Annotated in this window: 11 protein-coding genes, 2 pseudogenes and 1 riboswitch; of the genes and pseudogenes, 4 read left to right on the top strand and 9 right to left on the bottom strand. The window is 36.0% G+C overall.

Annotated features, from left to right (window positions below; all coding sequences use genetic code 11):
* Positions 1-39: 39 nt before the first annotated feature.
* Positions 40-849, bottom strand: coding sequence for a class I SAM-dependent methyltransferase (locus tag G4D61_RS09795; RefSeq protein ID WP_205603253.1), 810 nt, complete (start codon positions 847-849; stop codon positions 40-42).
* Between the two features lie 423 nt (positions 850-1272).
* Here G4D61_RS09795 and G4D61_RS18505 point away from each other — a divergent pair.
* Positions 1273-1512, top strand: a pseudogene (locus G4D61_RS18505) (ribosomal maturation YjgA family protein).
* A gap of 131 nt (positions 1513-1643) precedes the next feature.
* Here G4D61_RS18505 and G4D61_RS09785 read toward each other — a convergent pair.
* The 6 genes from G4D61_RS09785 to G4D61_RS09760 all read right to left on the bottom strand — a co-directional run bounded on the left by G4D61_RS09785 (position 1644) and on the right by G4D61_RS09760 (position 7845).
* Positions 1644-2204, bottom strand: a complete 561-nt coding sequence (locus G4D61_RS09785; RefSeq protein ID WP_367613767.1) for a histidine phosphatase family protein — start codon at positions 2202-2204, stop codon at positions 1644-1646.
* Between the two features lie 30 nt (positions 2205-2234).
* Positions 2235-3029 carry a GNAT family N-acetyltransferase gene (locus G4D61_RS09780; RefSeq protein WP_035353533.1) on the bottom strand — a complete coding sequence of 265 codons (795 nt, stop codon included), beginning with the start codon at positions 3027-3029 and terminating at the stop codon, positions 2235-2237.
* Positions 3030-3200: 171 nt separating this feature from the next.
* Complete coding sequence (locus tag G4D61_RS09775) at positions 3201-4445, bottom strand: aminopeptidase (RefSeq protein ID WP_025726975.1); 1245 nt, start codon at positions 4443-4445, stop codon at positions 3201-3203.
* 625 nt (positions 4446-5070) lie between these two features.
* The gene (locus G4D61_RS09770; RefSeq protein ID WP_025726976.1) at positions 5071-5736 is read right to left on the bottom strand and encodes a YdeI/OmpD-associated family protein; all 666 of its coding nucleotides are present in this window, start codon (positions 5734-5736) and stop codon (positions 5071-5073) included.
* Between the two features lie 194 nt (positions 5737-5930).
* Positions 5931-7130, bottom strand: coding sequence for a phosphoglycerate dehydrogenase (locus tag G4D61_RS09765; RefSeq protein WP_163173817.1), 1200 nt, complete (start codon positions 7128-7130; stop codon positions 5931-5933).
* Between the two features lie 175 nt (positions 7131-7305).
* Positions 7306-7385: riboswitch (ZMP/ZTP riboswitch) on the bottom strand.
* A gap of 112 nt (positions 7386-7497) precedes the next feature.
* A complete protein-coding gene (locus G4D61_RS09760) occupies positions 7498-7845 on the bottom strand; it encodes a winged helix-turn-helix transcriptional regulator (protein ID WP_025726978.1) in 348 nt (115 codons plus the stop codon).
* 451 nt (positions 7846-8296) lie between these two features.
* Between G4D61_RS09760 and G4D61_RS09755 the strand changes: the two genes are divergently transcribed.
* The 3 genes from G4D61_RS09755 (at position 8297) to G4D61_RS09745 (ending at position 11083) form a co-directional block, all read left to right on the top strand.
* Positions 8297-9355, top strand: coding sequence for an LLM class flavin-dependent oxidoreductase (locus tag G4D61_RS09755; protein ID WP_035353536.1), 1059 nt, complete (start codon positions 8297-8299; stop codon positions 9353-9355).
* A 12-nt stretch (positions 9356-9367) separates the two neighbouring features.
* Entirely contained in the window at positions 9368-9934 is a 567-nt protein-coding gene (locus tag G4D61_RS09750) for an NADPH-dependent FMN reductase (RefSeq protein WP_035353539.1), read from the top strand.
* Positions 9935-10534: 600 nt separating this feature from the next.
* A complete protein-coding gene (locus G4D61_RS09745) occupies positions 10535-11083 on the top strand; it encodes a short-chain dehydrogenase (protein WP_025726981.1) in 549 nt (182 codons plus the stop codon).
* A 909-nt stretch (positions 11084-11992) separates the two neighbouring features.
* Here the strand turns inward: G4D61_RS09745 and G4D61_RS18625 are convergent.
* Both G4D61_RS18625 and G4D61_RS09735 read right to left on the bottom strand, forming a co-directional pair.
* Positions 11993-12295 (bottom strand): annotated as a pseudogene (locus G4D61_RS18625) (transglutaminase-like domain-containing protein); the annotation flags it as partial.
* A gap of 217 nt (positions 12296-12512) precedes the next feature.
* Positions 12513-13331 carry an alpha/beta fold hydrolase gene (locus G4D61_RS09735; RefSeq protein WP_025726983.1) on the bottom strand — a complete coding sequence of 273 codons (819 nt, stop codon included), beginning with the start codon at positions 13329-13331 and terminating at the stop codon, positions 12513-12515.
* Positions 13332-13760 lie beyond the last annotated feature (429 nt).

The raw sequence follows: 13760 nt of genomic DNA, 5'->3' as shown, positions 1-13760 counted from the left end.
TGTTAATAAAGTTTGGTTATCTGCTTTCGTAATATGTCCTTATGGTCTTGCTATTATAAGGCGTAGAGCCCCCATAAGAGCTGGTTTCTTTCTATAATGCCCATATTTTTTATCCCATGTTCCTGATTTAAGGTCATCTGATAATCTCTTAACAAGTTTTTCCTCAACACCATCAGGTAAGAATCCCCAGGCTGACTGTGACAATCGTACCTCTTTATCCAAGAAAGCTTCCGGTCTTCCATAAAACGCTTCCTGAAAACCATCTGCGCAATCAAACGGGATAGGGATTTGCTGAACTTGACTGTTTACGCCGAGTGATTCAGTAATAAAGTCAATTGTAGGATAGCGCACTTTCTCTATTTCGTTTAATTCAGGGAAATATTCGGCGTTCCAATAGCCGTCCAACGCTTCTGGATCAAAAGTCATAATTAAAACCTGTTCTCGAGTTACCCTTCGTAATTCTTGCAAACCTTTTTTTATGTCCGGCCAGTGATGAATAGTAACCATTGCCATAGAAGCATCAAAAGAATGATCATCAAAAGGTAGTGAATCGGCTGTTCCAATAATGGCTGGCACCTTCTTGCCTCTTTGACGTTGGGAACGCATAACGCTTGACGGTTCAACAGCAATGACGTATTTATCTTCAGGTTCATACGACCCTGCTCCAGCACCTACATTCAAGATTGTGCTAGCCGACTCCAGAGCAGCATAAACATATTCTTCAATTCTTGGATCAGTTCGTCTGTACCCAGAGTATTTCTGTCCATGTTTATCATAATTGAAAGCTGAATGTTTAATTTTCACAATTTCACCCCGATTTATTTTGATCTTTAAAGAGGTTAATGTCAATCTCTATATCATATTATATCAGGTTATTCCGAATATTCCTTCGTATCGTTCCTAACAATAAATGATCAATCTTTATGATCATTAGCGAAGTTTATTTCAAAGCTGCACTCTTGCCAATTGTTGCTCATTCCTCTTTATCAAGAAGCACCTCCCTTTTGATAGCTGATGTTTTTTTATAAATATTTTTTTAACAACAATGTTCGAATTGGCATCATTGCAAATGAACATAAGAAGCCGCATAATGGAATGATCGATAATGTATAGTGAGTGATTACTATTGACTACTGCAAATAAACCTAACAATCTATATAACGCCAATAGGAGAATCGCCTACTTTACGGCATTTGTCTTCACGATTTAGGGTTAGCCTCAATAAAATTTGGCTATCTGCTTCCAATCTACATTGCACAAAATGCCGATGATATGCTGTGGGCAATGATGGTCTATTTCGGAATGCGCTTCTTACTTGCACATAAAGCCCCGCCTATCGCAATGTTGCTTAGTTTTTTGTTCAGCTTCGGCATTGAATTCAGTCAGCTTTATCAGACAGATTGAATCAACCAAATTCACAGAACATGGCTCGGTGCATTAATATTAGGACATGGCTTTCTAACTGCTGATCTTATCCGTTACACAATTGGGATGTTCATCGCCGCAGTCTAGATAAAATAGCACTTGTGTATACTCAACATCAATAAAGCAATTCAGTTTCAATCGTTTTAACATATAGATCACATCCATAGAATTGCAACTCAAATTTGAGGATATTGTTTTTATACTTTAATTGAAAACAACTACTCACCATCTTTCCCCCATATTCTTGCACAAATGATTTTATGTTTTTCATATTTTAAAAGAAATACGTCAGGATTAGAAAGGTTACACCAATCAGTGAATCCAACATCTTTCTGATAATGCTTTAAAAGCAGGGACATAATATTCCCATGTGTGACAATCACTGTGTTGATCGCGTCACTTTGAAAAACTTCCTCAGTTACTGCGACAATTCGTTTCATTGCCGCTCTACTTGATTCGCCGCCTTCAAATGTCAAATCCATATCCGTAAAAGTAGCTTTTAACTTTTCAAACCAATTAGGGAGATTTTCACTGCTTAGAACACGTTCTGTCAAGCGATGATCATTTTCTATTTCCAAATTTAAGCAGAGGGCAAGCGGCTCAATAGACTGGCGGGCACGCTTATAAGGACTGGATATAATACGATCAACTTGAATACTATGAAAAAATGCTGATAAGTCCAATGCTTGGTGATTGCCTCTTTCTGTCAACTGTGCTTCCGCAGACTGTCCTTCCGCTTCACAATGCCTAACCAAATAAATATTTTTCAATTCTTTCACCCCAAAGAAAAAAACTGGTTTATCGAATGTTTAATTGTATGTATACATCATCCAAAAACCGATATGTTCAAAACCGATTCGCTTATAAATGGCACCTGCCGCCGGATTATCATAGAACAAACATAATTCTTTTCCTTCCCGTAATAAGTCATTGCAAAGCTTAACCATACACTTCGTTGCATACCCCTTTTTCTTATAGTTTTCCAATGTAGCGACGGCGACAACCATTGCTGATAAGGAATTTTCAGCCGCTGTTGATGCAGTAGAGACCATTTTTTCATCTTCTATAATAAAATATGAACGTGAAGTTCCATCTTGTAGCCCACGGCGTTTACTTTCCACTGTCATCGATGCATCACTAAATTCCGGAACTGAATGAAGCAATTTTACAAGTGCTTCTGCATCGCTAGGAAACGCCTGTTGTACGATTGAGCAATCGACATCTTTAACATCCGAATTCAAGCTCGTACATTTCGCATAATATGTTTGTCTTTTTCTTTTAAGCGTTCTATTTATATAAGGCTCAATTTTTTCAGTAATATGTTTTATTCCTGACATCATAGTAAAATCAGGATCATTAGAGATAATCTCAGCAAATCCCACGGCATTAAATGAACCTGCCGCATAAGGAATATAGCTTTTTTCATATTTTAATAAAACGGCAATGAGTTCTCCATCTTCATTAAATTCTCCCCATAGCTTTTGAAAATCTTGTTCATAACCGTAAGCTTCAATATCACCAATTATAAATAAATTTTCAGCACTTCGTGTTTTTAACAATTGAAAACAAGCCTCATGATCTGTTTTCTCTAGCCGTCTAATCATCCTACTCTCCCCTTTTCGAAAAACTATTATTATATAAAATATTCTCGTAATTTTACAACAAAAGGCAGTTGATGTGAAGTGGAATTTTCAAAAAATGAAAAGCCGGAAGATGGCCATTGCTGCGGTACCTATCTTTCCGGCTTTAATCTAAATATGCTTTGTGTTTCAGTTCTAAATTGCCCAATCACCGTTGCGGAATATTGGTACAATTGTTCCATCTTCTTTAATACCGTCAACATTCATTTCAGCAGAGCCGATCATAAAGTCAACATGGACATCAGAAGTATTCATACCATGCTTTAATAATTCCTCTTGGCTCATTTCTGTTCCACCTTGAATTGTTGTTGGATATGCAGCACCAATCGCTAAGTGATTTGAAGCATTTTCATCAAACAACGTATTAAAGAAAGTAATACCTGATTGCGAAATTGGCGACGGATCTGGCACGAGGGCAACTTCCCCTAATCCTGTTGCACCTTCATTATCATGGACCAATTTCTTGATTGCTTCATCTCCCTTTTCAGCGGAAATATCGACAATTTTACCATCTTTGAAATGAACCTCAATACCTTCAATTAAAGTCCCGGCATAGCTTAACGGTTTCGTACTGCGCACAACACCGTCCATGCGATGTGTATCCGGAGCGGTGAAAACCTCTTCTGTCGGCATGTTCGCAATAAACTCCTCACCTTTACGGCTCGTACTGCCTGCACTTGCCCAAATATGATTTTTCGGCAATCCTAATGTTAAGTCGGTACCTGGAGCAGTATAGTGAAGTGCATCAAATTGAATTTCATTGAGCTTCGCAGCCTTTTCATCCAAAGTCGCTTTATGTTCATCCCATGCTGCTACGGGATCATCAGCATAAACACGGCAAGTTTTAAAAATTTGATCCCATAAAGCATCTACTTGCTCTTCCGAAGTTGCTAAATCAGGGAACACTTGCGCTGCCCATCCAGCCCCGGCAGCTGCAGCAACTGTCCATTTAATATCATCATTTTGGGTAGCTATCCGCTGTACACGATAAGCTTTGCTCGCTTTATTTTGATAAGCGGCGACTTTTCCTGGATCGACATCATTTAATAAACCAGGATCACTTGATAAAATTGACAGTCGGCTTACTTTATGATTTAATACATGATCTTCCGATTCAGCAATCTTATAATCGGGGATGTTCGTTAACACTTCCTCTGGCTGATTTAAATAATGCTGTTTCGTAATTTCATCATCTGACCATACAACGATGACATTTTCAGCGCCTAATGCATAAGCTTCTTTCACAATTAATCGTGCTAGTGGTGCCTGGTCTACTGTAATTGTCATTTTCACCCAATCACCAGGTTGGACATTGATCCCTTTAGCTACTAATAATTTCGCATATTTTTGTAAATGTTGCTCAAAATTCGGCAATACCATGCAATTCCCTCCATATCTTTAAAGTTCTTTTCGTAGTTTTTTTGTTTTCATTAAAAAGATGATTGTACGCACCTAGTGTTGGCTAATTACTTGCCTTTTAAAACGCGCATATGTATGTTCAATGGAGCAAGCATGCTTTATAGATGGACAACGCACATCAATTATTGCTTTTTTTTGCCTTTTCAATTAATTATACCAAAGGTTGGCATAAATCATAAGAAAAAACTGGTAATAGTTCAACACGATTGAAAGATTTCATCAATGACCGCTAATCGAAATCTAAAAATCCATTCATTATATCGCAAATCCTTCCCTCGAATACTGTCAGTGAACATAGCAGGGAGATCACAGCCTTTATCATCATATACTTAAAAAATATCTTTAAAGGCAGAACATATTGAAATCATCTACCTCGCATCTAAGTATCAATCTGCTTGTCTTATATTATTCATCTTCAGCATATACGTAAGGCACCTTCGTTTAGGCCGTTTTCATCAGTTTGTTGCGATCACACCTGCAATATCTAAACCTAGCTCCGTTTTCCTGACATCTAGTTCTATATTCATATACAAATGATTTAATTAACTTGAACAGAAGCGTTTTTTCGTATTGAAAAGCGTACGAATTATCGATTTCTATATAGATCACGACTTTTGTATCCTGCACCTAAAATCAGCTTCATTTCTATACGCCGTTTAGCTTTTGTCGCTTCTTGCTTAGCGCTGTATATGTATCTTGCCCAATCTTTACGATAACCTAGTGTAAGGGATTGATAAAACGCAAGTAATTCAGGAGTATCTCGCAAATCGTTTTCTACATCTTTAATCATGGCAACATAGTCGTCAACAGATTGACTTGGTTTTGCTAATCTACTCACTTTATTTCGGTCCTGTGATTTTAAACCTGCAACTGTAAAAACATCGTCTAAGGCAATCATACGTGCAAATTTCATATTACTTGTTCCAACATAACCGTTTTCATCTGCACCTAATCCATCTAATAAATGATCTCGATGAATAAACGTATCATACACTTTATTCCCCTTCTTCGGATAAGCCAAGAAAAGATAACCGTTTTGATTTAAAAAATGATTCTCAATCACTTTATGAACCATATCTTTTAAAGCATCTATATCCAGTACAAAAGCAAAAATAACATCATAACTGCTTTCGACAAACGCTGTATCATAATGATTTAATGTTGCAAAATAATCTTTATTCTCCGGCATATTTAGCACGGCTATTTTTTTATATTTTTGCAAGTTTAACTTTTCCACAATTGTTTTCGTCATACTACTCGCTCCTAACAAGGATCATTTTTGTTCGAATGCATGTTCATTATGGATGCTTCTCATCAAAATTGCAATATTCGGCTAAAACCATTGCAGCTAATCAATCATTCATCGATAAGCATGAAAAAAGATGCCAGGCATTTTATATAAACCCGACATCTCTTTTTACATATCCTGTTATGAAATACAATTGTTTAAATGATACGTGCTGTAACAATTCCTGGAATTTCATTCATTTTTTCTTTCAAATTTGGAATGTCATCACTGTCTACTTTTTTATCAATATCAATCAATGTATACGCATAGTCTCCACGGCTTCTGTTTATCATATCTGCAATATTCAAATGATAACTGGAAATTGCCGTTGTAATATTTCCAACCATATTTGGAACGTTTTGATGAAAGATAGCGATACGTTGCTTACCTGTATATGGAAGTGAGACATTTGGGAAATTTACAGAGTTTTTAATATTTCCTGTTTCAAGAAATTCCTTCACTTGACGAGCTGCCATAATGGCACAATTTTCCTCAGATTCTTTCGTAGATGCACCAAGATGCGGAAAAGTAATTGTGTTTTTCATGTTTAGCACACTTTCGTTTGGAAAATCTGTAATATATTTGCCAACTTTTCCATTTTCAAGTGCGATTTTCATATCTGTTTCATTCACAAGTTCGCCGCGGGAGAAATTTAAAATATGAACATCTTTTTTCATAATATTAAATGCTTTTTCATTAAACATGCCTCTTGTATCGTCTGTTAATGGCACATGAACAGTAATGTAATCCGCCTTGGCAAATAGTTGGTCAAGCGTCAAAGCACGTTGAACATTGCGGGACAAGTTCCAAGCTGTGTCAACAGAAATAAACGGATCAAAGCCGATTACATTCATATCTAACTGTAGGGCATCATTTGCGACAAGGGCGCCAATTGCTCCAAGGCCAATAACCCCTAATGTTTTCCCTTTAATTTCTTTCCCAACGAATTGTTTTTTTCCTGCTTCGACTAACTTCGGAATTTGTTTTCCTTCTTTTCCTAGTGTCTTTGTCCAAGCCTCGCCAGCAAAAAGATTACGGGATGAAGCAATTAAAGAAGTAAGCACCAATTCTTTTACAGCATTAGCATTCGCTCCTGGCGTATTAAACACTGCAATCCCTTCTTGCGTACATTTGTCAACTGGAATATTATTGACACCTACCCCTGCCCGTGCAATTGCTTTTAAATGCCTGCCGAATTCCATTGTATGCATGTTAAAGCTGCGGACAACAATAGCATCAGGATTTTCATGATCATTATCTATTGTAAAATGGTCATCACGAAATACGTTTAATCCACTTTCTGCAATATTATTTAATGTTTTGATTATTGCGACCTTTTCTAACGCAATTGTACTCATTTATGTTCTCCCCTTTGTTTTGTTCTTGTTCAATTTCCGAACATTCTTTCACGTCGACCACATGAAAACCTGTTTAAGTTTAACATTCCGTATTTATTATGTATGCGTTTTGCCCCTCTGTTTTTATCATTCCTCCCCTAAATGCAGAAAGAGGCAAAGGATGTTAAAAATCCTTTACCTCTGCCCAGGCGAACGGCTACGACCACTATGTGCTCCCTCACGGTTATCCGCGTTTCGCCAGTCACACATAGTCTTTTTAGATTTATTCTTATAATATCAATTTTCCGACAAACGTTCAACCTTCAATTTTATTCTTCGATAAATAATTCAAAATTCTCAGCAGTAATCAACAAGAATATGTTAAATCTCATATACTTTCTTTATTCATTTTTTGCTGTTTGTGCAATGTATGTTTTGTCCCCCATTCATGCATAGCCTCTAAAATAGGCTGTAAGCTCATACCATATTCTGTAATCGAATACTCTACTTTAGGTGGAACTTGCGGATGGACCACTCGTTCAATAATATCCTCTTCTTCTAATTCCCGCAGCTGTTTTGTGAGCACCTTTTGAGTAACACCAGGGATACTTCTTTTTAGTTCACTAAATCTCTGTGTACCATTTTTTAATAAATATAATAAAATGATCGGTTTCCATTTTCCTACTAAGATGCTTAAAGCATCTTCCACACGGCATAAGGTTGGTTCAATGTTCATATCCTATTCCTCCATTAGTATCTTTAAGTATACTATACCACTTCAAAGTACGTACTTATATGAATTGCTATTATGCTCTACAATAATATTGCGAAGAGTTGAATGAAGTACTTTGCCGACTGATAGATACGCACTTCATTACTTATAATAAAGGATACAATTTAAATAACGGTGCCTGGCAATGTCCGTATTAAGTTCTATTTTAAATGATTATTGTTTTTAAATAGCTTGTTTAGAAAGAATTATTGGTCTCCCCGCTTCGCTTTCCACGGGCGGTCCAGGAGCTTTTTCGGGTATCTCACACTACGCATAAACTCGGAGAGGTCCTGTCTTTTGTACTTTTAGCAAATCTATGAATGGTTAAAATGAACAGCAACTAATGTTACGAAAATAACTATAAAAAATATTATGATCGCATACATGATAGCGTTGAAAAAGGAATGAGTCATAAATGGAAAGATATCGAATTGACCAAAGTAAAGGGTTAGAGTTTGGCATATATACACTCGGGGATCACTTACCTGATCCTTTAAGAGGCGCAAGGATTTCTGCAGAAGAACGGATACATGAGATTATCGAATACGCAAAGCTGGCAGATGAAGCAGGACTTGATTTCTTCAGCGTCGGTGAAAGTCATCAAGAATATTTTGCCACCCAGGCCCATGCTGTTGTTCTCTCTGCAATTGCGCAAGCAACTAAAAATATAAAAATTGGAAGCTCTTCAACGATTATTAGTACATCGGATCCAGTACGAGTCTATGAAAATTTTGCGACAATTGATTTAATTTCGCGGGGCCGTGCCGAAATTATTGCCGGACGTGCCTCAAGAATTGGACTCTTTGATTTACTAGGCTATAACGTCCACGATTATGAGGAACTTTTTGAGGAAAAGTTTGACCTATTATTAAAAATTAATAAGGAAGAAATTGTGAACTGGCAAGGGCAATTCCGTGCGCCATTAAGAAATGCAAAAGTACTTCCTCGACCTCATGACGGATCTATGCCAATATGGAGAGCAGTTGGAGGGTCACCTGCAAGTGCAATGAAAGCGGGATACGCTGGTGTTCCAATGTTCATGGCCCATTTAGGTGGACCAGCTTCTGTTTTTAAACGAACGATTGACGCTTACCGTGAAGCAGCACGAAGCAACGGCTTTGATCCAGCAGAGCTTCCTGTTGCTACTGCAGGCTTTTTCTTTGCGGCTGAAACGACACAGGAAGCATTGCGCGAAACATATCCTCGGATTAACGAAGGAATGAAGAAAACGAATGGTCAAGGTTTCCCTAAGCAGCATTTTGCTCAAGGCGCAGATCCACATAATATTATGAATATCGGCAGTCCACAGCAAATCATTGAAAAAATCCTCTACCAACATGAAATGTTCGGTCATCAACGTTATATTGCCCAAATTGATTTTGGGGGTATGCCGTTTGAGAAAATTATGAAAAATGTTGAATTAATTGGGACAGAAATTTTACCAGCAATTAGAAAATATACAGCAAAAAAATAGGAGGCTAGCAATGTGAAGATTGTTGTTTTATCAGGCTCAAGAGTCGGTTCGAAAACGAGAACAGCGATGGACTACACTTTTAAAGTAATAAGAGAACAATATCCTGAGATTAACGTAACATTAATAGATTTAACTGATTATGACATTCAATTTAGTGATGGCCGCAATTATTTGGAATATGAAGGTGATACAAAATATGTAGCACAGATGATCATGGATGCAGATGCGCTTATCATTGGAACACCTATTTTCCAGGCTTCTATACCTGCGACATTAAAGAATATCTTTGATCTTCTACCCGTAAATGCATTTCTTGATAAAGTTGTTAGTATGATTGTCACAGCAGGATCTTCAAAACATTACTTAGTTGCAGAACAACAATTAAAACCGATCTTATCTTATATGAAAGCCCAAATTGTCCAAACGTATGTGTTTATTGAAGAAAAAGATTTCTATCGTAAAGAAATTACAAACGATGATGTAATATTTCGCATCAATCGTTTAGTTGAAGATACCGTTGTACTAACGAAAACATTCGCGACAATTCGCGCGGAGAAAGAAGAAGAGTACGGCTTTTAGCAGAAAGTCAGACATTTACCGTATAGGGGTATCATACAGATGTGCACCTCGAGAGTTAGACTAAAAATCTAACTTTTGGGGTGTTTTTAATGGTCAATGTTTTGCTTACGCTGCCGATAACCCCTTCGAAGCAAATTGCTGAAATTTCGTGCGTATATGCTGGTTTCCTTAGTCATTTATAAGCTATAATGATGATAAAAAATTTGAATCTTCAAATTTAATCAAACCATTAAATAACCAATCAGAAAACCTAAGAAAATTAAACCTATACCAATTGTAAAATGCATCTTTTTTTCATTTATTTTTGTCTTTTCAAAAATAGTAAAAATAACGCAAATCAAACCAATGAAGACTATACTTCTTATAAAATATGATATATTTACAAAGAAGACTTCAGGAAACTTTTGAAAAAGTCCAGAGATTGTGCCAATTACAAATAAAAAAAGAGGAATCCTTAGTTACCAATACATCCAACCACCTTAACGATTTTTTCTAACTAAAACTTATACGTTCAGTAAAGTATAAGTTTCTTTAATTAGAATTAGATAGCTCAAGCTTTAAGAAAGAAAACATTTTTTACATACTATTGGAGGGATAAAAATGCGACACGCACTAGTCGTCGGTGGAACTGGTATGTTATCAGCGGTTACGATTTGGCTAGAAAATAACGGTTATCATGTTTCAGTCATAGCACGGGATGTACAGCGTATGGAGAAAGTCATTGCAAAATCTCAGCGTCCATCACGAATAACACCTGTAATGGTCGATTATCGCAATCATAACGAATTAAGAAAGAGACTTAGCGAAGTCAGTGAAAAGCATGGTGCGATTGACTTAGTAGTTGCATGGATTCACTCCGATGCAAAACATGCACTTCATATCATCAACCAAGTCATTGCAAAGTCAACACATCATTGGAATTTATTTCACGTATTGGGAAGCAGCGCTGACTTACTTCAATTTAAACAAACTTCTCCACATAGTGAACATTGCAATTATCATCAAATACAGCTAGGATTTGTCATTGAACACAATCATTCAAGATGGTTATCAAATAAAGAGATTTCCGATGGAGTGATTGAAGCAATAAAAAAGGGCGTCCCAACATATACAGTTGGCGTAATGGAACCATGGGAATTGCGACCGTAGCGATGATGACTCTTTATCACCTTTATTTACAAAATGACCAAAATTTAAGCGAGGAACACGTACATGACTGATGAATAGGAGATCTAAAAATTTAGATCTCCTATTTTCAAAGGAAGTACGAATCAACAATAATATTTTAATGACTTAACAATATACGCCAAATATTTTCCTCTATGTTATTTAAAGTTCCATTAAGCCTAACTCGTTCACTAAAATCATTTGGCCAAATAAAAAAATCTGAAAGCCCACCTCTTGGAGGATATAAAGTATTATTCATTCTTCTTAAATCTTCAAGCAACGTTGTTTCATTTTTGTATTGGGAGGAATCTATATGATCTAAAAAAATAGATTATCCTTTTAACAAGATTTATTCGAGTAACTCTGTATGCAATTCTTTTTTCCTCATTCAGTTTGGCATCACTAAGCCCTTCATCTCTAAAAATATGTACCAAAGTTCCCGCCTTGTTCTTCATCATTTCTTAACATTTCAGGCCATTCTCTTGTTTGACCTTGAGATTTGAAATATCGTGCTTAAACCTAAAAACTCTTTACTACTTTAAAAATTGACTCATCCTAATTTATTATCATTTTTTTCAGAAGTAGTTATCTTAGCCTCTTATATACCTCATATAAATCTAATAGTTGTTTTCCAAGTACACTATTAACATCCCACGAGTCAGTAATAGCTCTTGGATATGATGGAATATGACTTTTGCTTTTAATCATTAGTTCTACATCTTTATAGAAATTTTTAAGTTGACCTATCGTCCCATCTTTGCCTTGACCTAATTTGTGAACTTTAATTTTACACTCTAGCTTCATTTTCACTTTTTCAGCTTCCTTTATAAAGTTTGCGGTTTTATTAAGCTGTCTAGGTTTGTTATATACCATTGCTCTACGCCTCCAACACATTTCAATGGCATCTCTGTTCTCTTTTAATGTATTGATTGTTGCTTGAATAGGGCTAGTGTAAATCATCAGAAAGTCCTTTTCATCCATATCTTCATTAATTGTAAATGCTAACCTTTCTTTATCTATGGAGAATTGCGCTTGTACACCAGCTTTATTTCCACGAGCATCTAACCGAATCCAGCGATCTAATGACCGAAGAAACACGCCATGAAGAGCATGAAGAGAATACCCTTTTTCTGGCGTATCAAATACCATTAACCTTTGATAACAAAAACCTGTTGGGATTCCTTGTGATTTAAGCTGAATTTCAGGATGTGTAAAATCAATTATTTCCGAATGCTTTAAATAATGATCTAGATTTGAAGACCCAGGCAATATCTTCATGACGACTCTCTCCAAATATATATTCCATCAATTATATATCCAACTGTATATAAAAATGTAGGTACTATTAAAGATTTGAACAAACTAAAGGACGAAAAACTTATACTTATTTTCTAATTGATTCTATATAGGATTATTTATTGTTAATGTCGACTCTATCTAGCCATTCATTTATGTGACTAGTGAAAAGTTGTGGCTGTTCTATTTGTAAGTTATGTCCTGCTGTATCTAACACGGCAAAGGTTGCACGCGTATAATTATTTATGAGACTTAGTGCATCTTTATATCCAACCGATGAATCCTGCCTGCCTAGCAAAAATAAACTTGGTTTATTAAAAGTAGATTGATCAATTTTAAAAGAAAATGCATAGTTATGCTTAATGTTATTTAAAAACTGTTCATCTGCAATTTTACATCCAGCAAGAATCTCATTACGATAGCGCAGCCAATTATATTCATCAAGAATAACTTGATTATTCCTAAACTCAGCTAACTCCTCTATAGATAAGCTGTTCACTAATGTCTCATCACTTATCATGACTTTATGTGTTTCTACTGTTCTATTGACTTGCAAAGGAAAAATAACTGGGCATATAAATGCTGCACCAAGTATTTGTCCTTTATCTTTTTCAATTATCCCTCTTGCTAAATATCCGCCATAAGATTCCCCTACAATTAAATATGGTTGATTAGGCAGTATAGTTTGAATAAAGTCCAAAACAACATTTAACATATCGTCCGTACTGTTGATGTCATGATAACTTTTAGTCAGACCCATTCCAGGCAGATCTAAATATATACGTCGATAGCGATCTCGCTCAGTAAATATAGGTTCCATACAACCAATCATTAATCGATGATCAGGTGTAAATCCATGGAGCATGATAATTGGCATCCCTTCCCCGATATCTTCATAATAAATATCAGCTATACGTACTTTACAGTATGCCATTGTTTCAACCCCTTTCACTTTAGCTATTTGTTATATACGGTGATTCATATCATTAAAATGACTTATAAACGTTACGGCAATTGCTCTGCAATTAAAATAATAAGAAGATCAAATATGGCATAAAAATTCATTGTGGCATTGTTTCTTTTTTTATAAAAAGTAGCTGAGTGCCATTTCAGGATTTTTGCACCGTCCATTCCAGTCAACTTTGAAATGAGTTAATCGTTTAATATAAGAAGCGGACAACATTAAAACTCGTGATGACGAGCAACATAAATTTCTTCCGACCGTTAACATTCGGGCTGTTTTTGTTTGAAATCATTGTTTTAGATCAGCTGGTTTCTTCCAATTAGCTTATGGTTTCCAACTATTTTTTACATATTAGTAGAAATCTGATTTATTATTGCTTTTACGGTAGGAATAAACTCA

It is taken from the genome of Heyndrickxia ginsengihumi, assembly GCF_011008565.1.
Lineage (GTDB): Bacteria > Bacillota > Bacilli > Bacillales > Bacillaceae_C > Weizmannia > Weizmannia ginsengihumi.
This window is presented reverse-complemented; position numbering and strand designations above follow the sequence as displayed.